Annotated in this window: 19 protein-coding genes and 1 pseudogene; 8 read left to right on the plus strand and 12 right to left on the minus strand. The window is 70.9% G+C overall.

Annotated elements, in window-relative coordinates; all coding sequences use genetic code 11:
- Positions 1-25: 25 nt before the first annotated feature.
- The 3 genes from ACFXKZ_RS48140 to tgmB all read left to right on the plus strand — a co-directional run bounded on the left by ACFXKZ_RS48140 (position 26) and on the right by tgmB (position 1,954).
- Positions 26-616, plus strand: coding sequence for a DUF4189 domain-containing protein (locus tag ACFXKZ_RS48140; protein WP_380013315.1), 591 nt, complete (start codon positions 26-28; stop codon positions 614-616).
- Positions 617-686: 70 nt separating this feature from the next.
- The gene (gene tgmA, locus ACFXKZ_RS48145; RefSeq protein WP_380013318.1) at positions 687-989 is read left to right on the plus strand and encodes a putative ATP-grasp-modified RiPP; all 303 of its coding nucleotides are present in this window, start codon (positions 687-689) and stop codon (positions 987-989) included.
- A complete protein-coding gene (gene tgmB / locus ACFXKZ_RS48150; RefSeq protein ID WP_380013396.1) occupies positions 989-1,954 on the plus strand; it encodes an ATP-grasp ribosomal peptide maturase in 966 nt (321 codons plus the stop codon). The genes tgmA and tgmB overlap by 1 nt, the downstream gene beginning before the upstream one ends.
- 288 nt (positions 1,955-2,242) lie before the next feature.
- On the opposite strand, the gene ACFXKZ_RS48155 is transcribed toward tgmB, so the two are convergent.
- From ACFXKZ_RS48155 to ACFXKZ_RS48175, 5 genes are read right to left on the minus strand one after another with little or no spacing between them, the layout of a single operon-like run.
- A complete protein-coding gene (locus tag ACFXKZ_RS48155) occupies positions 2,243-2,917 on the minus strand; it encodes an FHA domain-containing protein (RefSeq protein ID WP_380013321.1) in 675 nt (224 codons plus the stop codon).
- Positions 2,905-3,594, minus strand: coding sequence for a 4Fe-4S cluster-binding domain-containing protein (locus tag ACFXKZ_RS48160; RefSeq protein WP_380013324.1), 690 nt, complete (start codon positions 3,592-3,594; stop codon positions 2,905-2,907). Before ACFXKZ_RS48160 ends, ACFXKZ_RS48155 begins: the two co-directional genes overlap by 13 nt.
- Positions 3,591-4,928 carry a hypothetical protein gene (locus tag ACFXKZ_RS48165; protein ID WP_380013327.1) on the minus strand — a complete coding sequence of 446 codons (1,338 nt, stop codon included), beginning with the start codon at positions 4,926-4,928 and terminating at the stop codon, positions 3,591-3,593. Before ACFXKZ_RS48165 ends, ACFXKZ_RS48160 begins: the two co-directional genes overlap by 4 nt.
- The gene (locus ACFXKZ_RS48170) at positions 4,925-7,267 is read right to left on the minus strand and encodes a serine/threonine-protein kinase (RefSeq protein WP_380013330.1); all 2,343 of its coding nucleotides are present in this window, start codon (positions 7,265-7,267) and stop codon (positions 4,925-4,927) included. Before ACFXKZ_RS48170 ends, ACFXKZ_RS48165 begins: the two co-directional genes overlap by 4 nt.
- On the minus strand, positions 7,264-9,240 hold the full coding sequence (locus tag ACFXKZ_RS48175) for an AAA family ATPase (protein WP_380013333.1): 1,977 nt from the start codon (positions 9,238-9,240) through the stop codon (positions 7,264-7,266). Before ACFXKZ_RS48175 ends, ACFXKZ_RS48170 begins: the two co-directional genes overlap by 4 nt.
- Positions 9,241-9,752: 512 nt before the next feature.
- Here ACFXKZ_RS48175 and ACFXKZ_RS48180 point away from each other — a divergent pair.
- Together ACFXKZ_RS48180 and ACFXKZ_RS48185 are read left to right on the plus strand one after the other, a co-directional pair.
- Positions 9,753-10,091: a hypothetical protein gene (locus tag ACFXKZ_RS48180; RefSeq protein ID WP_380013336.1), complete on the plus strand. Its 339-nt coding sequence runs from the start codon at positions 9,753-9,755 to the stop codon at positions 10,089-10,091.
- 241 nt (positions 10,092-10,332) lie between these two features.
- Entirely contained in the window at positions 10,333-11,427 is a 1,095-nt protein-coding gene (locus ACFXKZ_RS48185) for a methyltransferase domain-containing protein (protein WP_380013339.1), read from the plus strand.
- A 169-nt stretch (positions 11,428-11,596) separates the two neighbouring features.
- Here the strand turns inward: ACFXKZ_RS48185 and ACFXKZ_RS48190 are convergent, their stop codons facing one another.
- Positions 11,597-11,728: a hypothetical protein gene (locus tag ACFXKZ_RS48190; RefSeq protein WP_380013342.1), complete on the minus strand. Its 132-nt coding sequence runs from the start codon at positions 11,726-11,728 to the stop codon at positions 11,597-11,599.
- Between the two features lie 1,140 nt (positions 11,729-12,868).
- Between ACFXKZ_RS48190 and ACFXKZ_RS48195 the strand changes: the two genes are divergently transcribed.
- Positions 12,869-13,048 (plus strand): hypothetical protein, encoded by a 180-nt coding sequence (locus ACFXKZ_RS48195; RefSeq protein WP_380013345.1) that lies wholly within the window; start codon positions 12,869-12,871, stop codon positions 13,046-13,048.
- Between the two features lie 485 nt (positions 13,049-13,533).
- On the opposite strand, the gene ACFXKZ_RS48200 is transcribed toward ACFXKZ_RS48195, so the two are convergent.
- From ACFXKZ_RS48200 to ACFXKZ_RS48220, 5 genes and pseudogenes are all read right to left on the minus strand, one after another.
- Entirely contained in the window at positions 13,534-14,889 is a 1,356-nt protein-coding gene (locus tag ACFXKZ_RS48200) for a tetratricopeptide repeat protein (protein WP_380013348.1), read from the minus strand.
- Positions 14,890-15,216: 327 nt separating this feature from the next.
- Positions 15,217-16,263 (minus strand): hypothetical protein, encoded by a 1,047-nt coding sequence (locus tag ACFXKZ_RS48205; RefSeq protein ID WP_380013351.1) that lies wholly within the window; start codon positions 16,261-16,263, stop codon positions 15,217-15,219.
- Positions 16,264-16,716: 453 nt separating this feature from the next.
- Positions 16,717-17,270 (minus strand): annotated as a pseudogene (locus ACFXKZ_RS48210) (DUF2716 domain-containing protein).
- 15 nt (positions 17,271-17,285) lie between these two features.
- Positions 17,286-17,681, minus strand: coding sequence for a hypothetical protein (locus ACFXKZ_RS48215; protein WP_380013354.1), 396 nt, complete (start codon positions 17,679-17,681; stop codon positions 17,286-17,288).
- 86 nt (positions 17,682-17,767) lie between these two features.
- Positions 17,768-18,097 carry a hypothetical protein gene (locus ACFXKZ_RS48220; RefSeq protein ID WP_380013357.1) on the minus strand — a complete coding sequence of 110 codons (330 nt, stop codon included), beginning with the start codon at positions 18,095-18,097 and terminating at the stop codon, positions 17,768-17,770.
- A gap of 244 nt (positions 18,098-18,341) precedes the next feature.
- Here ACFXKZ_RS48220 and ACFXKZ_RS48225 point away from each other — a divergent pair, with 244 nt between their 5' ends.
- Positions 18,342-19,043, plus strand: coding sequence for a hypothetical protein (locus ACFXKZ_RS48225; protein WP_380013360.1), 702 nt, complete (start codon positions 18,342-18,344; stop codon positions 19,041-19,043).
- Positions 19,044-19,339: 296 nt separating this feature from the next.
- Entirely contained in the window at positions 19,340-20,368 is a 1,029-nt protein-coding gene (locus tag ACFXKZ_RS48230) for a hypothetical protein (RefSeq protein ID WP_380013363.1), read from the plus strand.
- Between the two features lie 389 nt (positions 20,369-20,757).
- Here ACFXKZ_RS48230 and ACFXKZ_RS48235 read toward each other — a convergent pair whose 3' ends face one another.
- Entirely contained in the window at positions 20,758-21,840 is a 1,083-nt protein-coding gene (locus ACFXKZ_RS48235; protein WP_380013366.1) for a protein kinase family protein, read from the minus strand.
- Positions 21,841-21,951: the final 111 nt, after the last annotated feature.

The following is a 21,951-nucleotide window of genomic DNA, read 5'->3' on the forward strand; positions in this document are numbered from 1 at the left end:
CCGTGGCACTCTCGCCGGGGTCGTCGTGCTCGTGGCAGCCATCGGGCTCGCCGTCGCCGTCGCCAACGAGCACTCGGACGACACGAAGAGCACTCCCGCGAACGACTCGTACGCCTCCCCCTACTTCACCCCTCGACCCGCCGCTCCCACCTACACCGCCCCCGCACCCGTCGCACCCGCCGTCCCTCCATCCCACGACGACCCCGCCCCGGCTCGGACCGTCATCGAACCGGAACCGGAACCGGTCCGGACCACCATCGAACCGGAACCGCTCCTGCCACCACCACCCTCACCCCCACCTCCGCCACCCCCGCCTCCGCCACCGCCTCCGATGTACTACGGAGCCCTGGCAACGGGCCGAGACGGCAGCACCGGCAGAGCCTGGAACTCCGCCTCGGCGAACGCCGCCTCCCGGGCAGCGTTGTCCGCGTGCCCCCGCTCCGACTGCCAAGTCCTCATCGTCTTCGTCAACGCCTGCGGCGCCGTCGCGTACAACCCCGTCACCAACAAGTACTGGGGCGGCCGTGGCGACACACCGATCGAAGCCACGAACAACGCCATCTCCCGTGCGGGCGGCGGCCGATGGATCGTCTACCAGTGCAGCGGCGCGAGCTAGGAACTACCCAAAAGTAGCAATACGTGTCACCTATACGAACGGTCGGAAGTAGAAACAAAGGAGTCGAACGATGGAAACGCGAGACCACGGCGCCCCCTGGGGCACCACCCGCATGGCGCCGTACGCCGAGACCGACCGGGTTCCCCTGCTCACCCCGGTGGTCGACCCCGAGACCCAGATCGCCGTGATCATCGACGAGTACGGCCGTACGGTCGAGCTGGGCAACCACCTGACCATCAGCAGTCCCTCGAACTCCACGAGCACCAACAGCAGCACTCAGAACTCCACGAGCACCAGTGGTCCCGACAGCTACGATTCCGACAACAACTCGGACTCGGACTCGGACTCGGATCAGGACCCCAGCGCCTGGTGATGACAGACCCGAGTGGGTCGGCGCTGGTACTGACCAGCCGTCATGACGTGACCGCCGACCTGGTCCTGCGCATCCTCGCGGAACGCCGGGTCCCGGTGGTCCGTCTGGACCCCGGCGTCGACCTGCATGCGGGTGCCGCGCTGACCGCCACGTATTGCACAGGCGATCAGCGCGGCACGTTGCGCACCCCGAGCCGAGAACTCGACCTCACCGGAGTGCGCTCCGTCTGGACCCGCCGTCCCTCGCCCTTCCAGGGCCCAAGCGAACTGAATGAACAAGACCGCCGGTTCGCCGGATCACAAGCCCTGTGGGGCGTCGGCGGCATCCTGGCATCGCTCCCGGGAGCCCACTACGTGAACCACCCGTGGAACAACCGGGCAGCGGAATACAAGCCGGCCCAACTCGCCACCGCACAGCGCAGCGGCTTCCCGGTCCCCAATACGTTGATCACCAATGACCCGGACAACGCACGGGAGTTCGTTGCCCATCAGACCGGCAAAGTGGTCTACAAGCCGTTATGGAACACCCCGTACAAGGTTGACGGCCGAGCGCAACAGGTGTGGGTGCGAGAGGTGCGTGCGCACGAGATCACTTCTGCGGTGGCCGCCTGCCCCCACCTGTTCCAAGTCGAGGTCGAGAAGGCATTCGACGTCCGGGTCACGGCAGTTGGAAACCGCCTGTTCGCGGTCCGAATCGACAGCCCCGACCTCGACTGGCGCCGGCGCCAATCCCTCATGGAGTGCACCCCGATCGACGTCCCTGCCCGAATCGCGCGCTCAGTCTCCGCCTATCTCGCTACCTACCGACTCACCTTCGGTGCGTTCGATTTCGCCGTCACAGGCGCTGGTGACTGGTATTTCCTTGAGTGTAACCCCAACGGACAGTGGGCATGGCAACCCGACTCGATCACCGACTCGATCGCTCTCGCCATCGCTGACCACCTCCAGAAAGGCCCCGAAGCCTGAAATGGCATGCCGAACTCCGCGCCGGCATGGTCCCTGCTCGCCGCCGCCGGTATCGGATGGGCTTCCGCCCGATCAACGGCCGGACGCCTGACCACACGCCCCGCTGCCGCCGTATCCAACGGCCACGCCCACTGCGAAGTTCCCTTCTACGGGAGGGGACTTCGCGCGTCGGGATCCCCTACAGTCTTGACGCTCGCGCTCGGGCCCGCGCCTTCACTGTGGTATCCGAGCACGTACATGGGTCAGGCACCGCGCGGCCGCAGGACGTTCTCCGCCCCCGTCGCGGTGCTACAGGACAACACGCTCGGCCGATCCCCCGAAGTAACGCACCCGGGCGATCACATCGGAGGCAAGTCGCACCGCGCAGCCGTCGCGCAACCTGCGCTTCTCACCGACCGCGAGCCGTGACTCGTCGACGTACGTCCCATTCGTGGAGCCCTCGTCGCGAATCCACGGTGCACCGTCTCTGGGCAGACCCACGGTGGCGTGTTTGCGGGAGACGTTGTCGTAGGCCGTGAATCGCTCCGCTACAGGAGAGGACGCGGGGTCGCGGCCCAGCACGACCTCTTCGCCGTCCCCGAGGAGGACGTCTCCGGTGTCGAAGCTCAGCCGCAGTTCCGTCGACGTGTACTCCCGCACGGTGACCTTCGGGGTCGGGGCGACTCGCGCGGGTCGGTTCGGCTCGAGAGGCGGGAGTTCTCGGACACACGCGAGGCAGACGAGATCGCCGACCGAGACGGGGGCCGAACAATCCGGGCAGCGCGAGCACTCCGGGCCGGCGTCGGGAGCGGGGACCGAGGAGTCGACCATGTCGGGCCGCGGCGGGGTCTGCGCGGCTTCGTCGGCGGTCCACTCGACGGTGCGGGTGGCTCCCGAACCGAAGAGGATGGTCGAGCACTTCGGGCAGGTCACCTCGTCCACGCCCACGAAGCTCTCGCAGCCGGCACAGATCAGTCGTTCCATGAGGCTCCCCTCCAGCGCACGCCCGCGCGCCGCAACGACTGCTCCCAGCGACGCAGATCCGCCCGCCGCGGGATGCCGACGATCCACACGGAGCCGTCGCCGTCGACACCGGTTTGCAGTCGGGGGCCGGTGTGCGAGGCCAACGCATCGGTGCCGTATCGGCGTCGGCCCAGGGGGGTCAGCGGCACGACCCGCTGGTTGTCGGATCCGCGCAGGGCGACCCCCGTGTTGCGCCGGTCGACGTACGGTCCGGCCACCACCGCGTCGGCGGCGGCCAGTGCCGCCCGGTACGCGGCGCGGGCGGCCAGCTTGGACCACGGGTGGCCGGAATAGACCAGGAGGTCGAACTCCTCCTGTCGCGCCGCCGACATCTCCCGCAGTCCCTCCAGCAACTCGGCCAGGGCGGACGGCTGTTGGAGAGGCTCACCGCCGGAGACGGTCACGCCGTGCAGCGGTTCGGGAAGTCCGCGGACCCAGGAGAGCACGTCGGCGACGGCGACGCTCGACTCCGGGCGCTCGTCCCAGGTGTCCCGGGACATGCACCCGGCGCAGGCCAGCGCGCATCCCTGGACCCAGATCCCGGCGCGGGTCCCGTGGCCGAGCACCGTCACGGGATGGTGCACCCGGTTCAGTTTCAACCGGCCCACCGATTCGTCTTCCGCCACGGGCCCGCTCACGGCGAGGACCTGCGGCGGTCGCCGTGCCGAGGCGCTTCCCGATCCGGTTCGCGCAGGGACGACACGGGGGTCGGCCGGGCGCCGGGTTCGGTCAGCGACGACACGCTCACCGTCACGCCCCGGTCGGCGAGTCGGCCCTCCAGGCCACGCAGCGACGCGCACCATTCCTCTTCCCGGTCCACGTCCTGACGTCGTGCCTGCATGCTCCGGTCACCGGAGGTGCGCACGACGACGGCGCGCATCTCCTCCCCCGCGTCGTCCAGCATCAGCCGCACCTCGTGCTCGCGCCAATCGGGGCGGGATACGGTCAGCAGGCCCCCGTTCGAGGTCCGCGTCGACAGGTCGTCGCTCACCCGGTAGCCGAGGTCGTGGAGCGAGCCCACGAGCACCTCGCGGACGTAGCGCTGTTCCACGGCCTCGCGGACGATCCCGCACCAGCGGAGCGCCTCGGCGCGAAGCTCGGCGTCGAGCGGACCCGAGCCGGACACCACGGCCCGCAGCGCGGCACGCGTCGGGGCCGACGTCTCGTCGTCCAGATGTGCGAACACCTGGAGGTACGTGGCGGCCTCGCGCGCCTCGTCCAGGCGTCGTCGGTTCAGCGCTCGCACCCGGTCCGCGCGTGCCCGAAGGTCGGCGAGTCGATTGCGGGCCTCGATGGTGGAACGGGCCGCGGCGACGCGGGCCGCCGCGGTGGCCAGGTCGACCCGTTCAGGGGCCCTGGTGGCCGCCTCCAGGCGCGCGAACACCCGTTCCGCCGCGGCGATCTCGCGCGCCGTGTCCGGTTCCGGCACGGCTGCCGGAACCTCCCGGGCCGGTTCGTGGGCGTCCGTACCGCTCGCGAGGCGCGCCGCCCAGACACGGGCGGCCTCGCCGGTGTCGCGGGCCGCTCGCTCGCCGGTCGTCGGCGTCGCCGCGCGGCGCAGGGCCGCGTACGACAGGTGTGCGTCAGCCGCCCGGAGCACCGTCTCGGATCGGGCGCACCACGCGTGCAGTTCGGCGACCGGCTGACGGCCGAGGGTGAGCGGGTCGGGCAGCCGGGGTCCGGTCGCCGCGTCCTCGACGCGGTCCGGGTCGGCGTGCGACCCACCGGCCGCCAGGGCTGATCGGGTCATCTCGATACGCACGTTGCAGGCGATGACCCGGACGGCAGCCTCCTCCCACACCGCCTCGGTGCACTGCTCCGCACGCCAACGCTCGTGTCGGGCCGCCAGGGACGCTCCCACCGCCTGCATGCCGGCACCGAGGGCCAGCGACACCGCGGCGCCGGCGGCCGACCCCAGGACGGCACCGACGGCGAGCGGGGCCGCCAGGAAGACGACCGCGCCGCCGCTCACGGGGATCCCAACGTTCGGGCGCGGGCCGCCTCGTGGTCCCCGCGCCACTCCCGGCGCCGTTCCGCGACCGAGCGGAAGTGCCGTACGGCCAGCGCGACGTAGACGATGATCGGGATCGCCAACAGGAACAGGAAGGCGAAGATGCCGGCGATGGTGCCCAGACAGCCCGGTCGGCCCATGGACCGGCCGCGGTCCGCCAGGCCGACCCCGGCCCGGCTGAACAAGCCGTAGCCGCGCGCGTATTCGGCGCCGATCTCGCGGGCGAGGCCCAACTCGACGGCGAGCTGCGCCACCAGCAGCAGCAGCCCCAGGGCGCAATAGCCGATGGCCGCACCGGAGTACTCCGGGAAGACGTCGGAGCTCAGCACGGCGGTGAAGGCCATCACGGCCGCATAGCCGGCGAACGGCCACACCGCGCTGCCCATGGCGCGGTTGACCGCCGGGGGCGAGGTGCGTTGTCGTTCCAGCTCGTCCCAGCGTTCCTGTCGCCCCTCCCGGACTCGCCGGGCCGCGGCGACGTCGCGCCGCGTGCGCTCCGACTCCGCCACGGCCGCCGGGGCCTGGCGCAGCAGCGCGGCCACGGCGGCCGGATCGCCGCCCGCGGACGCGCTCGCCCGGCCGAACCACTCGACGCCCCGGACCTGCTGCTCGGTGAGTCGCAGTCGGGTGCGCAGCGCGTCGCCCTCCCGGTCGGGGTCGAGCACCAGGCACAGCAGCGAGGCGAGGACCTGGGGCGGGCCGTCGTCCGCGTCCACCACGGCGAACGAGGACGCCGGCATCGTGGCCCGGAACCGCTGTCCCGCCGCGCGGTATCTCGCCCAGCAGGCCCGCCAGGCCGCGTCGACTCGTTCCAGTCCCCGGCCGGCGGGCAGCAGGGCGAGTTCGGGCAGCAGACGCTCGCGCCACAGGGCGTCGACGAGCGACAGGTCCGGGTCGGATGCGTCGGTGGCTCCCCGGGCCCGCTCGGCGACCGGCAGGAGGCGGGCGGTGTCCAGCAGGACGCCCCGGCACATCGGCGGCCCGTCGGGGGCGAGCCAGCGGAGGAGTCGGATCATCCTGGCGTCGGGGCTCGCCGCCGGGTCCACCAGTTGATGGTCCATCAGGTCTTCGAGTGCCTCCGCGTCGTCGGTGCCCGGCTCGTCGAAGCCGGACAACCATTGGCGCAGTTTGTGCCAGCCGGCCGAGGGATGTTCGCCGGTGCCCATCGAGGTGAAGAAGCGCTTCGCAGCGGCGGCCCAGGCGTCCTGCTCGGCCAGGGCGGCGGCGAAGGGCTGCCTTTCGGTGTATCGGCGCGAGCGGAAGAGCAGGGATCGGCGGGGCTCGTCGACACCGCCGGGGGCCCGCGCCGGCGAGTGGAGTGGGGCATCGGTCGCGGCGGGGCTCTCGCCCGCCAGCCAGCGCCCGACCTCGTCCGCGCCCCAGCGGGAGTCCGGGTCACGGGTCAGCAGGCCGGTGCACAGCAGGCGCATCCGGTTCGAGCCGATGGCGGACAGGTCGATGCCGCGCAACATGATCGCCGCGTCGAGTGCCGGCTCCAACATGTCCTCGAAGGGCCGCTGTCCGATCAGGAGTTCGCGGGCGATCATGCCCAGGGCCCACCAGTCGCGGCCCGGCGAGGTGTGGCCGCCGGTGCGCAGGAGCAGTTCGGGGGCCAGGTAGGCGAGGGTGCCCGAACCGGTGGCGGCGGCCCTGGTGTGTTCGAGCAGCCGGCTGATCCCGAAGTCGGTCAGCGCCAGGTCCAGGGGGTGTTCCGAGCGCACCAGGACGTTTTCCGGTTTCAAGTCCTGGTGCACGATGCCCGCCGCGTGCAGTCGGGTCAGCACCGAGGCGATCTGGGCGACGACCTCGGTCACCAGGCGCGGATCCGCGCCGGTGCCGTCTCGGCCAACGAGTTCGGCCAGGTTCCCGCCGCGCACGTACTCCATCAGTTCGAAGTCGCGCCGGCCGGCCTGTCCGGTTTCCAGGATCCGCACGACGTGCGCCGCGTCGATCGTTTCGAGCGCCCGCCACACGGCCCGGGATGCCTGTTCGCCGTGGCGGCGGTAGATCTTCAGCACGAACTCGGCGCCGTTCCCGGCCCGGACGACCAGGAGGTGCGCCTCGCCGCCGAACTGGGGCAGTTCGCGTACGAGGGTGAACCGGTCGGCCAACACCCTGGGCAGAACCGTCAGTACCTCGTCCTCGTCGACGTCGGGCGGCGGGGGCGGCGCCTCGCGTCGCGTCCGCGCCGGACCCTCCCGTCGGGTCTCCGCCGACCCGGGTCCGGCGGCGTCACGGGTCGGCCGCGCCCGGAAGGGGCCCCGGCCGGCGCCGGCGGCCTCGTCGTCCGCGGAGGTCATCGCAGTGTCACCCGCCATCTCGAGTCGTCGCACGCGATGGCGACGACGGTCTGCCGAGGGGCCGGGTTCGCCCCCTGTGTGAACAGCGTCCGGGCCAGCGGATTGACCAGGGCCGTCTCGAGCAGCGACCCGATCCCCCGCCCGCCCAGGGACAGATCGGCCGTGGCCACGGCCCGCAGCACCTCGCGGACGTCCGCGGCGATCTCCACCCTGACGTGCAGTTCCTTTTCGACCAGGTCGGTGATGCGGCGCACCTGGAGGTCGAAGATCTCCTCCGCCGCGGCCCGGCCGACGAAGTTGAAGACGACGATGTTGTCACCCAGTCGGTTCAGCAGTTCCGGCCGGTTCAGCACCTCGGTGATGTGTTGTCGGATGCCCGAGGTGACCACGCTCACCAGTTCGTCGCGGCTGGTCTCGGGCGTGGCGACGATCACGCTCCTGCCCCGCTCGTCCTGCCGGGTCATGCCCAGGTTGGAGGTGAAGACGAGGACAGCCTCGGAGAAGTACACCGTGGAGCCGGTTCCGTCGGTGAGCCGGCCGTCGTCGAGGATTTGCAGGAACTTGTCCAGGATCCTGGGATGCGCCTTCTCGATCTCGTCGAACAGGATCAGGCTGAACGGTCGTTCCCGGACGGCGTTGGTGAGTTCCCCGCCCGCGTCGTGTCCGACGTATCCCGGAGGTGCGCCGATCAGCCGCTCGGCCGCGTGCTCCGCGGCGAACTCGCTCATGTCGAACCGGATGTAGGCGCTCTCGTCGCCGAAGATGAGTTCGGTCAGGGCCTTGGCCAGCTCCGTCTTGCCGACCCCGGTGGGACCGGCGAAGAACAGGGTGCCGCGCGGGCGGGCGGCCACCGAGGAGGTCTGGGCGCCGGACAGGCCCATCACGGATCGCACGATGATGTCCAGGGACCGGCCGATGGCCTCCTCCTGCCCGCGTACCCGGGTCTCCAGGCGCCGGGTCGCGGTGGCGAGCCGGTCCCGCAGGAAGGGCTTGCTCCACGGGTTGTCCAGGATGCCGACGCGATAGCACCGCGTGGCGTCCTCGATGCTCTGCACGATCGTGCTCTGCGTGCGGGCCAGCCGGACGATCTCCATCATGCTGCGCAGCGTGAGGGTCTGGGTCTGTTCGGCGAACCGGTAGGCGGCCTCCTCGCGTTGCGCGCCGGAGGACGCCGGGTCCACCAGCCCGGAGGCGAGCAGTTCGGCGGCCACCTTGCGATCGCCGAGATCCGGGAGGGGGATGGCGATCCGGCGGATCGCCGCGGTGTCGGCGGTGAACCAGGACGGCAGGTCGCGGTCGTGGTTGGTCACCCAGATCACCGGATTGTACAACGGCGTCGCGTCGTTCCCGGCGGGCAGGCGCAGCACCCGGGCGGTGTGCGAGAGCTTCTCGCACGCGGCGAAGAAGTAGTGCTCTTCCGGGCCGAGTTGGTGTACGTCGCGGATGAGACGGGAGGCGTAGTCGACCATCACCGCGACCCGGGCGTCCGTACTGCCCGCCACCGCGCGCAGGACGCGCAGCAGGGTCTCCAGGCCGAGCGGGCGCCCGGTGCCGAGCGAGCCGCCGGCAAGGCGGGCGACCGACTCGCGCGGCGTGTCCTCGTTCGGCAGCGCGGTGAGGCCGTCGATCGGGTCCACAATCAGCAGACAGTCGTAGCCGAGTGGGCGGAGCAACCACCAGACCGCTTCCCGGATATCGGGTGTCCGCCAGGTCGAACCGGCGGGGACGAGGTAGCTGTCTCGGATGTTCCCGTAGAGCAGGAGTTGCGGATTGGTCAGCAGTGCGGTGCCGGTCTCGCGCAGCCAGGCGGGTACGTGCGGTTCGTGGTCGGGCGCGCCGTGGGAGTCCGGTCGCTTCGCGTAGGGGTCGGGAACGCACGACCCGTCCGGGGACGTCGAGGGCGCGCCGGTGGTTTCGGTCGCGGCGTCCGCCGGGTGTCCGCGAGCCGAACCATCGGTTGGATCCCGTTGCACCTCGTCCCCCGATCGAAAATGACCGGTCGGATTCATCACGGTCCCCGGCCGCAGCCAAACTATACGTATTCGTCGCGTCGGTCGGGCCCGATCCGGGATATTCGTCGAACGACTCCCGGGGATAGCGAATCGTCCTATCATGAACCCTTGTTCGCGAAGGTCGGAACCCAGGGGGCACCTGCAGGGTTTCACGTATGCCGTCGACATCGCCCTTGTCATCGATGTGACCGGGAGCACGAAGAGCATTATTGACGAGGTCAAGGGAAATGCGCTGCACTTCCACGACGACCTGGCGGCGGCGACGCGGGAGAAGAACAAGGAAATCGACACCCTGCGGGTCCGGGTGCTGGCGTTCCGGGACTACTGTGCCGACGGGGTCGACTCGCTGGAGGCGTCCGTGCTCCTGGAGCTGCCCGCCGAGGAGAGCGCCTACATCGACTTGGTCGGCGGGCTGCGGGGCCACCGGCGGCGGGGACGCGCCCGAGAACGGCCTCGAGGCCCTGGTTCTGGCGATGCGTTCGAGTTGGACCATGGCGGGGAGCAAACGACGGCACGTCATCGCGCTGTGGACCGACGCCGGCGCGCATTCGCTGGAGAAGAACGCCGACGCCAAGCCCGCGGTCTACCCGGCGGGCATGCCCGCCGACTTCGACGCGCTGACGGACCTCTGGGAGGGCCAGGAGTGCATGGACATGAACGCCAAGCGCTTGATCGTCTACGCGCCCGACGCCTATCCGTGGACAGATATCGGCGACAACTGGGAAAGCACCCTCCACACCTCCAAAGCCGGTCAGCGGCTTTCCGAGGTCACCTACGGAACGATCATCGACACCATCTCGCAAAGTATTTGACGAATCCGGAACACTGAATTCCGGGGTCGGCGGCCGGCCGGGCTTCCCGGCGCGCGCCCGAAAATATCGGATCGAGCCCGAAGGTTTTCGTCCGGAACATCCGGTGCGACACCTACGAGGAGGACGACGTGGCCGAGCAGGAGCACAAGGACAAGACGCCGAAGACGGACCCGCCGCCCACCCCCGCGCCGAACCCGGACCAGCAGCAGCCGCCCGCGAACGACCCGAAGCACAAGAAGCCGTGACCGGCGTCGATCGGCGGGATTTCATCCCCGATGTGATCTGGCCGTTCGCGCGGGAGACCTACGGCTCGGCCGTCGACCGGACCACGGACCCGGACGGGTGGAAGGCGGCCGTTTCCGCGGACGTGCCAGTGGTCACGCAATGGGACAACGGGGCCCACACGGGGCCGGAGCCGGGTGCCGTGGCGTCGTCCTCGGCTTCCATGCCCAAGCCCGTGGCAACGATGCTCACGGCTCTTCTGCCGGACACCCGCGCGAGCTCCACCTACCTGGACGTCGGGACCGGCACCGGCTACACGGCCGCCCGCATCGCCGAAGCCGTCGGACCGTCGGGCTTCGTGATCACGATCGAAGTGGACGAGCAACTCGCGGAGACCCCACGGGAGAACCTGGAAAACGCGGGTGTTCGCAACGTCGAGGTCATCCGTGCGGACGGCTTCGAGGGCTGGCCCGACAAGGCCCCGTACAACGGTGTCCACGTCACGTGCGGCATCCGCCAGATCTCCCACGAGTGGATCCGCCAGACCACTCCGGGGGGCCGCATCGTCATGCCGTGGGGAACGGACTACACACCGCACGACCGACTCCTGACACTCGAGGTGAACGAGGACGGAACGGCTCTCGGCCGGTTCGGCGTCGGGTTGTCGTTCATGAAGATGCGCGCCCAGCGACTCGACTTCCCCGGCCACGCCGCGTACGCCCCGCCGGGTTGGGACGAAGCAGCACACGAGACCGAGAGCGACTTGCAACTGACCCAGGCCAAGGAGGTGATCACAGGAGACGGAGCATTCGCCGTCAGCCTGCGAGTACCGGACTGTGTCCAGAACACCGCCCCCGGCGAGGACGGTTCGGTATCGATCTGGCTCTACTCGACCCGTGACCGGTCCGTCGCCGTTGCGTCGTTCGGCGAGGAGACCGCCCCGGACATCGTGCAGGCCGGCCCACGCTCCCTCTGGGACGAAGTGGAACGAGCACGGGAATGGTGGGTCGACAACGAACGGCCGGAGCCCGCACGGATGGGACTGACCATCGGCCCCGAACAACAACGCGCATGGCTCGACAACCCCGACACCGGTTCCTGGGCCCTGCCCTGACACAGCACGCGTGCAGAATCTCCGTACCGGTTCGGGCGGCGCGCGAGCGCGCTGCCCGGACCGGACGAAGACGAGGTCGGAACGGACCGGAAGTCGGCCGCAGGCGGTCCAGGCCGACCCAAGGGACATGCGAAGCGGGATCCGACCCTCACCGACGCGCAGGCGGGCTTCACAGGAGGGCTTGGACGCCGATCACGATCATCATCAGGCCCAGGAACGCCATTGCCCCGGCCATCGCCTTCTCCTGCAGGGTGCACGTCCGCCAAAACCCGACCGCCGGGTTGCCGCGGTCGGCGTCCAAGGGGTCCTTGCCACGTACTGCGAGGCGAGCCGATCGGGCAACCGGCGCCGCCGACGGCCCGCGGCGAAGTCGCGAAGCACCTCATCGGCATCCGGTCGAAACGCGGGATCCATCTCCCTGGCGTGGACGATGTTCATGACGCCCTGGAAGCACTCCTCCTCCTCGGAGGAGTCGAGGAGCCGCAGTCCGCGCTCCCACGATTCGCGGGCTTGCTCGTTCGGGTCCGCCGCGCGGTTGGTCACGACCGATTCCTCACTCTCTCGGAATGCCGGCGGGTGTGCGAACTCTTCACGATGACACCTGGGGCTGTCGAGCCGGTTGCACACACTGGCCCGGGAAGGGTACCGGCGGCGGCTGACGCGTCACTCGGGCTGGCGCCACACTGCGGCACATCGCCGAACGTGGGTCCACCGGCGGCACCGGCCTCGCGGCGGGCGACGGCCCACCGCACGCCCGGGACGGTGTGATCGGTCGAACCGGTCGCGGCTTCCAGGAGGTCGTCGCGGATCGGCGCGGCAGCCTCGGCGCCGGCGAGGGTGCCCAGGTGGAGAGGTCCTTCTTCCGGCCACGGCACCGGCACGCACCGCGTCGCAGGCGCAGGCCTGATCGCGAGTTGCCGCCTTACGTCGAGTCGGCCGCCGGGGGTGGCACCGAGCCGGTCGGCCACGGCCGCGAGGGATTCGGCCACCGACAACTCGAGGCAGCGCCGTGCAGGGACACACGCTCCGATCCCCTGATTCCGATCTCCCGGTCCTCGACGGCCCCAAGGGTGGAGTTCGCATGGGTGCGCCGCAGAGCGCGGCCTTTTCGGAACCTGCGCCACCGCGGGGTTCGCGAGCTGCTCCTCGAACTCCGCACGCTCTTGCGGGCCCGGCCGCTCACGAGGCTTCGCGATCGTCCCCGGCCCACCGTTCCGCGTCATCACGCCTCCCGATCCGTGGGTTGCTCCCGGTCCGTCCGCCCCCCACACCCCACGTCCGACGCTCCACCGCATGGACTGCGAAAGCGACATCGGCACGAGCCCCACCCGCGGTACTCGGGAAGGTCGGTACGAAACCCGATGGCCGCCTTCCGCACGGCGTGCCCATCGTCGGCGGCACGACTCACGAACCCGGGCAACCGACGACGTTGACGCACGAGATGGCCGCTCAGGTGCGTGTGTGGCGCGTCGACGAGGAGTACACCTTCCGCGCCGTGGCCCGGGCCGCGACCGACCTGTGGGGCTCCACATGGGACAGCAACCAGCACTACGGCATGGACCTGTACATCACCGCAGCCGAAATGTTCGGAGAAGATCCCCAAGCCGATCCCTGGAACTGACACCCGCCCACGAGGAACGGGACACTCGTGGCGGGGATCGGCATGACCCGCGGGGAACTGCCCGAGGTGACCTGCAGGGTGTGCGAAAGCCCGATCCGGTACGCGGGCATCTATCGCGACGACGAGCGGGTCATCAGCCTGCGCACCGTATGTCCCTGCGGACATTCGAGCGGTGCCATCAGAGGCATCTGAAGCCACGCGAACCACGCGTCCGTACGCGGCGTCGGGAACGTGACGACGGCCCCGGCATACGCCGCACCACACACCGGGCAGGGCCCCTTCGACATCCGACCCGTGGCACAGGCCCGTGAGGGGATCGATCGCCGGATCCCTTGCACACCAGGACCACCTCGCCTCGCCACCGGGACCCGGCGGGACGAGGTCGACCGGGGCGATCCGATCGCGAGCCGCGGGTGTCGGCAGTGCGGCACGGCGCAGGGGGTTTCGTGTACGGCCGTGGTCATCGCCGGCGCTCGGTCGGGGCTTCAGCGTGGTGGCTCGTCGGACCACAGGTGCGTCGTCGGCACGAGCGGTGTCGGGGGGCTCGTGGGCAACACGACGGCCAGGGCCTCCTCGGCGCGGCCGAGGTCGACGAGGTGACAGGCGAGGTCGTGGCTGTTCCCGCGGTCGTGCTCCCGGAGGACGGTGACGGCCTCCTCGGTGCGCCCGGCGCTGGCGAGCAGGTGTGCGATGTCCTCCGCCGCGTACCGGGTGTCGCCTTCGGGGTGGGCGCGGGCGTGTGCGACCGCCTCGTCGATGCCGCCGCGGGCGGCGATCAGCGGCAACCGGATCCGGTACAGCTCCCACTCGTCCTCGCCCCCGCGTCGGGCGTGGAGGGCGTCGAGGTGCGCCAAGCGGTCGGCGGGGCGGCCCCGATCGAGGCACAGCTCGGACAAGGCGTGGAGAATCCAGTCGGCGCCCGGGCGGGCGTCGGCCAGGGCGCGCATCACGGCGATCGCCTCCTCTTCCCGTCCGTGCCGGGTCAAGAGCCGCGCGAGATCGTAGGCCGAGTTCGGGTCCCGGGCCGCGAGGCCGTCGGTCGGCCCGTACACGGCGATCGCGCCCTCCACGTCGCCACCCTCCTCCAGCAGCTCCGCCAACCGCCCCACGGCCTCCCGATGCCCGTCCGACGCGGCGTAGGCGCGTAGTTCCTCGACCCGGCCGTGCCGGGCCAACAGGTCGGCGAGTTGGTCTCGGCCGTTGACCGAGACGATCGACCGCCAGCGGAGCAGGGTGATGGCCTCGTCGATGTGGCCCCGGCGTTCGCGGATCGTCGCAAGCAGGCTCAGCGCCGTGTCCGAATCGAGGCCGCGGCAGCACCACGGGCTGTCGCAGCGGTGGTCGGCCCGTATCAGGCCGGCAAGCAGCGCGGCGGCCTCCTCGTCGCGGTCCGCGACGTGGGCGATGTCGACCAGGGCGGTGGCGATCTCCCGGTCGTCGACATGCGGCACGAGCAGGTCGAACGCCTCCTCGGCGCGGCCGTGCCGGGCGAGCAGCCTCGTGTAGGTGTCCAGGGCTTTGGGGTGCCCGGCTTCCATGCGCCTTCGGGTGATGTCGATCGCCTCGTCGACGCGGCCCCAGCCCTCCAGCACCCCGGCCGCGCCAACGACGGCCGTCCACCAGCCCGTTGCCACATACGGGGCCAGGACCTCCCACGCCTCGGCCTCCCGGCCCCGATCGGCCAGCACCCGCGCCCACGCCAATGCGCAGAACCACTGGCCGCGCCCGGCCTGCGCCTCCACCACGTCGGCACGGCCGCGTTCGAGCAGCCGCGAAACCAGCTCCGGCGGAATACAGCCGGATCGCGTCCGGGCCCGGAAGTCGAGATCGGTGGCGTCCACGACCGGGCACCATAACGCCCGCCCCCGACACCGAACCGACACCATCGACGACTTCGCATCGGACCGGTGGACACACCTGCAGGATCCCGCGTCCGCGCAGCATTCGGCGATGGGGGTCGCTGTCGTAGGCCTTGTCGCGCACGAGTTCCCCGGACATCTCGACCTCGTTCCACGGATGTCACCGAGCGAAGGCCCTGCCTGCCGCCGGACACCGACACCTACCGGGCCTGGGCGACTCGTGAGCCGGCGCGGCGACCGAAGCCGCGCGAACTGCGCCTGCGGCACGACCCCGTCGGGCCTCGACACCGCAAGCGCGGGCACGTGATGTCAGAAGCAGGGTTCTGTCGGGGGGTCGGGCCAGGTGTCGGGGTCGAGCATCTGCCACAGGGTGTGCGACAAGCCGTCGGCGCCCATGTAGTCGACCTGCGTCAGCCACGGCGTCGGGGACAGGAGTCGGTGGAGTTCGGGGGTGACGGTCTCCTCGATCATCGTGCGCAGGGTGTCGGGGACGGGGTCGTCGACCAGGCACAGCCACCCCAGCGCGGCGCACACCCGCACCTCCGGGGTGCGGGTCGCGTCCGACCACAGGGCGCGGGTGAACGCGGCGGCGTCCTCGTGCCGGTGTTCCCGGGCCAGTTGCGCGATCGCCAGGACCAGGCCCGCGCCCACGCGGGCGTGCTGCTCGACGTCGAGGCGGGTGTGCAGGGCGGTGGAGATCTCCCGGGCCCGGTCGGAGGCGGCGGCCAGGACGTACGCGGCCATCTCGCGCACCTGCGGGTCGGGGTCGTCCAGCAGTGCGATCGGGATGTGCGCGTCCGCGGCGATCGCGTCCCGCGCCGCGCGGATCACCCAGTTCTGCACGGAGCCGTCCACGCCGTAACGCACGTCGTCGTCCGCGTACGCCACCCGCAGCAGACCGGCCCGGGACCCGTCGTCCCAGAAGTTCCGGCGTGCCACCAACGCACACATCCTCAACCCCGAGGATCGATCGTGTGTGGACGCGTCGGCCGCGATGCGCAGCAGGAACGGCACCGCCAACGCCCCCACCGGGAAACGACACCCCTCGCAGTACATGGCGCACCCCAACGCCTGCCTCGCCTCGCGTGCCGTGACGGGATCGGCGGAGCGCATCCGCTCCAACTCCCGCGGTACGTCGGGCTCGTCGGCGAACCGGGCGAACGGCACCCGCTCATAGCGGAAACCCTCCCGAACGTCGAACGACATCCCCGCCACCACCATCCACACGTCCCCGTCGGTCCCCTCCCAACGCTGCGACCGGTACTCCTCCCCCGACGGCTCCGCAGCGCTCCACACGTCCCGCGACGACGCGCTCGAAGTCCCGTGTGACGCCTCGACGTCCCCGCCCTCGCCCATCCCCGCCCCTCCCCTGTCCCCGACACCGGGTGACAACACGTCCACCCACGACGCGCCGGCGCGCACCCCACCCGCCCCGGGACGGCCACGTCGCCGCGCCGGACACCGGCGCATGCGCAGCGTAGCCGGCCCCCACCGACACCCCGTGATCCCCCCGGGGCGGCGTCGGAGCGGCGCACGCCGTCGTGGATGGCGCCGGTCGCCGGCAGTGTGCCGTCCGGAGACAAACGCGGCCCGGCCGCAACCACTGCTTCCGCCGACGCGACGCCGACCTGCGCTCCGCCCGACGCGGCCTGCTGCCAGGTGTGCTCGTACTCGCCACGAGCGCCGCAGTGGCCCCGGCCGTGCTCGGCGCGGCCGACGACCGCAGCGCCCGATACGCCGAACTCGACGCGGCCGATTGGCGGATGCTCGCCGTCCTGCCGCCCTACCCCGGGACCGTCGCGGTCTTCGTCACCGCCGCGGGGCGGGTCGATCGACGGGTACCCCGTCCCGGCGCAGAGGTCGTCCCAGGATGTGGTGCATGTCCTGTTCGATCTCGTCCAGGAGTTCCGCGCCGAACACGCGGAAGGTGTGTTCCCAGGGGTGCCCGAAGGTGCCGAATCGCAGGTCCTGCGCGAGGAAGACGTGGTAGTCCCCGGCCGGGTATGGGCCGAACGGCTGGCCCTCGCGCGAGCGTCCTTCGAGTACGCGCGGCAGGAACATGTCGGTCTCCGGGACGTCCGGGCGGAGCCGGTGGCAGGTGTGTTGCCAGTCCAGGAGCCACAGCGACTCCCCGGCGCGCAGCGGTCGGCGAGCCCGTCCTGGACGAGGTCGACCAGACGGTCGAGGTTGCGGTCGCCGGGGTCGTCGCGCAAGGCGTCCAGGCTCCACGTGATCGACGGCGAGGGCTCCGTGATCCCGGGAAACTCGCACACGCTGGGTCTGAAAGCGAAGCGGGCATCGAAACGGTCCCAGACATCGGAGTATTCGGGGCCGGACAACAGGCGCAGGCGTTCGACCGTCACCCGGCGAACCTATCGTCACGCGCTGTTGCGGACGCTTGCCCGTGCCTCCCCGTGACGCATGCCCGCCGGCCAGCGGGCGTCGACGGCCTCGGCCGCTTCCCGACAGGTCACGCAGGCCGACTCCCACCGATGGGGCCACGGATACGCGGACGCCGACAGATCCATCCGGGTGATTCCGCACAGTGTCGCCCGGAACGCGCCGTAGGCGTGCACGGGCCGGTCGGCGAGACCGTCCGCAACCGCCCGCTCCCACCGCATGCGCACCGGCAGGTACGGAGGCCGACACACCGCGAAGTACTCACCACCCACGTAGGTGAACGCGAAACACCACGGGCAACACCACACCTCCTCCCCGGGACCGGACCCCACCCGCTCCGACACCATCGGCGTCCCGCATACGTCACAGACCACCGCGCGAGCATGACATCCGGCACCGACCCCGCGTCCGCACAGCCGATCCACCGCACCACACGACACATGCAACCGCCGATGAGCGCTCACGTCCGGGATGCGGTCTTCCGCTCGAGGCGCTCATAGGGGGTTCGGCCGCCGTGAGGCCAAGGGTGGTCGCAGTAGGCCTCCCACTCGCGCAACTCGTCGTCGAGCACCCGGGCGTCGTCGATGACGACACCATCGAGCAGGCGGTGGAACTCCTCGGCGTCGATGCCGTGGCAGCGCTCGCCCCTACCCTCGAGGCGCGGGGGCGGGGATTGACGTGGGTGTGGACGATGCCTGTGTCGAAGGGGCCGGTAAAAGACGGACCGGAACCGGGCACCGTTGTCGATCCGGATGACTTCGACCCGAACGACGGGCACCGCAGTGCCCACCGGCTCGACACCGAGCGCGCCGGGGCGGAGGATCGCCCCGATCGGCTCCGTGTCAACGCCGGTGGTCTGCAGCGGAGTTGTCGTCGGTCACGGCCTCGACAGTGGACACCGGGCGGGGCCGGGCACCACGTGCCGGGGCGGGGCGTGCCGCGTCGTGGCGTACCGAGGGGATGTGCGCGGCGGGGTGGGTTGCGAGTGCGCAACGGCCGCCGATGCGGGCGCGGTTGCGGGCCACGATGGGGGCATGTCTTCGCGTCCCGATACGCGGCCGATGGGTGGTTGCCTGTTGCGGCTCGGCCGGTTCGTCCTGGCCGTGATCACCCTGGCCGTCGTGACCGTCCTCGGCGGGCTGTACGCGTGTCAGCGGCAGTTCGCGGCGGACGAGAGGAAGGAGCACGAGAGGCATCGCGCGGAGGAGCGGCGTGCCCGGGTCGAGGTGGAGGCGCCTTTCCGGGTCTTCGGCCGTCCTACGGGTGCGGAGTTCGAGCGTTTCGTCTTCGACCGGTGTTGGCGCGACACCACGCCCCGGATGAAGCCGCAGGCGGGCATGACGGGCGTGACATGCACGTCCACGGTCGTGTACTTCTACGGTACGGACGATCCCACGACGTCGACGACCGCGTTCGAGCGCGAGGCACGCAGGCTCGGGCTGACGCCGGACACGGCGACCTGGGCGCGGCCACAACCGGTTCCGGACCTGCGCCCACCGGACCCGACGCCCCCGCCGGGGGCGGACGAGCAATACGGCCCACTCGGAGGGAGCGGAAGCGGCCCGGACGCCAGGCCCGTGCGTTGGCAACACGCCTACACCGAACACCCGTTCGTCGTCCGCGCATCCGTGACGATCCACTACCGGACCGAACGCACCAGGCCGAAGCCCACCCCGCCGCACACCCCGATGCTCCCCCAACCACCCGCGACCCGCGCAGGCGGCAACCGCCCGTGACCCGCGACGGCCTCTCCCCGCGCCCGCCCGCTCGGGCGCTTCCGCGCCGGAGCTTCGTGACCATCCCGGCGGGCCGCCTCCCGGGGCCGCCGCAGATCACCCTGGCCGTGAAGCCGCCGCCGACGGCGCGGGATGCGCCGGGAACGCTTTGACTGCCAACAACGCGACCGTCACCGAAAAACCCGTTGGCCGTCGACGACCGAGCCGGGACAATCCCCGTGACCGAAGTAAGGGGATGCATGGCCCGGTTCGCGTGCGCCGAGTGCGGCACGATGTTGTCAGCCCCCGTGTCGCGGGTGGCACTTCCCGTCCACGCCGGCCACGATGTCGGCCACGAACTGCTCCCCCCGCTCATGGAATCCGGGACCTACGCCATCGACCCCGCGCCCTTCGGGCCGCCTTGGCGACCGTGGGACGAGGTGGGGCCGACACAAGCGGCGACCCGGGGCCTGTTCGCGCCCACGCATGCCGTGTGCTTCGGCACGCCCGGAACCCTGGTCGTCAGACCCGGTGACGCCCGCAACACCGCCCTGATTCCGGACCGATGCGAGGGCTCCTGCTACGGAGTGGACGGCAGGGCCGGACCGAACCTGGCCTGCACCGGCTGCGGCCGGCCGGTGGCCACCCGGATCGACGACTGTGGGGCCTGGCAGGAGGTGCGATTCGACCCGCAGGCCGTACGCCTCCTCACCGGCAACGACCGCGAACCCCCGCCGCTCGACTGGGCCACGTTGGCGAACGAGCGCTCGGCCACCGAGCCGATCGAGCCGCAGGGTTGGTGGAACCCCCGATGGGAGGCGGCGGTCGGAGTGGCCCTGGCCCACACGCTGGCGGCATCGGCCGGCGCTCCCGTGACCGTGCCCGACGGTCTGCTCACCGAGACCTTCGGCCGCTCGCTCGACATCCTGCTGCCGCCGGGGCCGCCGGCGAAACGCCTGGTCCTGGCCGGCCCGGGCCTGCCCGACCACGACGACGATGCCGACATCCTCCTGGTCCCGATCCACCCGCAGACGGGTGAGGCATGGCGGTCGCCCGCCCCCGTCGCCGCTGTGCCCCTGGCCGCCGAGGTGTGGATGTACCTGGCCTTCCACCAGGACCGCCACGACCGCCGCCACCAGTGCGACCGCCCGCCGATTCCGGCGAGCGGCGGCATGCCCGAGGGCGTGCTCCGCGACGACCCGCTGCCGCGCCACCCGTGGAGTCGATTCCGCCCCTCCGGCCCCCTGTTTCTGCGCACCCTCGTCGGCCTGCCCGCCGTCCGCCTGCCATGGTTGCGCGAGGTCCACGACCGCGTCCGAACCGCCCCGTACGCCTTTCCGTTCTGACCCGACCGCCCGAATCACTCCCGGAAGCCGGAGCGTCGCCGCAGCGAGGTTGTCATCGGGGCCAACGGCGGCCCCTGGACGCGTTCCGGCCCGCCGACGGGGTCGAGGTGGTCTCCTCCACCGCGTACGGCGGACGAGTGTCCACGACGCCTGCCGGGACGGCGGGGAGACGGCACCGGCGGGTGGGTGGCGCAGGCCGACACATGTGGCCCGTCCACCACGGCGCGGGAGCGGGGTGCGCCTGAGTGATCATGGGCTTGGCCGGCAGTGCTTGCGCGCCGGTTTCGGCTGGGGTTCGGCAATGCGGAGGGCTGAGATCAGGCGGAGGGCGAGCACTTGGAGCGGGTGGGGCAGGGCCGACTCGCCGGTGACGGTGTCGGGGGCGTGTTTCAACTCGGGGTTGTCATGCCGGCGCCCGGTTGCCGCTCGATCTCCGCGGTCGGGAACGGCGTCTGCTTGCTCTCGGTGAAAAGACGGTGGAAGAAGGAGTCCACGATGACGGTAGGGCGTGCGTGCCGGTCGATGATGGCCGTGATCGCGGGTGGGACGTCGCCAGGGCGCCGGCCCGAGATCCAGTCGTGCAGGAAGGCTTTCCGTTCCGTGTCACCGCGCACGCCGTCGAGCAAGTGGTACTGGAGCAGGTGGCTCGCGGTGTAGCAGCGGTCGTACGCGAGGTGGTCCGAGAGGAAGTTGGACTCGTCCGCCGAAAGGTCGAAGCGGGAGCTCAGGGCAAGTCCGAAGTCGGCGAAGTAGAGCCGGCGGCCGTCCGTCAGGATGTTGTCGAAGTGAGCATCGAAGTGGACGAGTCCGCGAGAACTCATGAAGGCGGCTCCGCTCATCAGAGCTTCCTCCACCCGGCGGAAGGGCGACCCGTCCCCGTCTCCCGGCACGGCGGCTTTGCGGTGGTCGGCCAGCCATTCGGCGAGTGTGTGCGGCACGTGCTCCAGGAAGACCACCAGGCTGCACGAGGACCGGCCGATGGCCTCCAGCCGGTGACGAACGGCGGGTGATCCCTCCCAGTGGGCGACGGCCCCCTCCAGGCCCCCGAAGTCGTCGGTGAATCCTTCGGGAGGGGAGTCGGGCAGAACCCGCCAGTGGTACATCAGGGGGAATCCCGCGTACTCGTCGCCCAGAACCCAGTTCGTGGTCATGGTGTGCACGGCAAGCTCCCGCCAGGCACCGAACCCGGCCGAGCCCACCCCGTACTGGTAGAACATCGGCAGGTCGAAGACGTTCGCGGTCGATCGCGCGTTCTCCGGGCGCAATTCGATGTCCGTCAAAGGGATCCGCTTGACGAAGACGCGCGTTCCATTGATGTCCAGCTCCGCCGACCTGCCGCCGATGCCCGACCCGAGCGGGGTGGCGACTGCCACGGCCTCCCCGAGCCGGTGGTCGCTCAGCAACGAGAGCCGAGTGCTCACGGTCCCGTAGGCGGCAAGCCGCGCTGCGTACGTGGCGTCGGGGTGGCGCATCAACAGCTCCTCGGTGCCCCGAACCAAGGGCGTGCTCGACGGCCCGGCACTTTCAAGGGGTCACCGTGCGGTGTGCTCAGAGCTCCGCTTCGGCGTGTCGACGACGACGCG

The organism is Embleya sp. NPDC059237 (genome assembly GCF_042754105.1).
Classification (GTDB): Bacteria; Actinomycetota; Actinomycetes; order Streptomycetales; family Streptomycetaceae; genus Embleya.

Bases quoted from the DNA above. Each gene is read 5' to 3' on its own strand.
- tgmA (WP_380013318.1), top strand. From the start codon at position 687: ATGGAAACGCGAGACCACGGCGCCCCCTGGGGCACCACCCGCATGGCG.
- tgmB (WP_380013396.1), top strand. From the start codon at position 989: ATGACAGACCCGAGTGGGTCGGCGCTGGTACTGACCAGCCGTCATGAC.
- ACFXKZ_RS48155 (WP_380013321.1), bottom strand. From the start codon at position 2,917: ATGGAACGACTGATCTGTGCCGGCTGCGAGAGCTTCGTGGGCGTGGAC.
- ACFXKZ_RS48170 (WP_380013330.1), bottom strand. From the start codon at position 7,267: ATGACCTCCGCGGACGACGAGGCCGCCGGCGCCGGCCGGGGCCCCTTC.
- ACFXKZ_RS48180 (WP_380013336.1), top strand. From the start codon at position 9,753: ATGCGTTCGAGTTGGACCATGGCGGGGAGCAAACGACGGCACGTCATC.
- ACFXKZ_RS48195 (WP_380013345.1), top strand. From the start codon at position 12,869: ATGGCCGCTCAGGTGCGTGTGTGGCGCGTCGACGAGGAGTACACCTTC.
- ACFXKZ_RS48205 (WP_380013351.1), bottom strand. From the start codon at position 16,263: ATGGGCGAGGGCGGGGACGTCGAGGCGTCACACGGGACTTCGAGCGCG.
- ACFXKZ_RS48225 (WP_380013360.1), top strand. From the start codon at position 18,342: ATGTCTTCGCGTCCCGATACGCGGCCGATGGGTGGTTGCCTGTTGCGG.
- ACFXKZ_RS48235 (WP_380013366.1), bottom strand. From the start codon at position 21,840: ATGCGCCACCCCGACGCCACGTACGCAGCGCGGCTTGCCGCCTACGGG.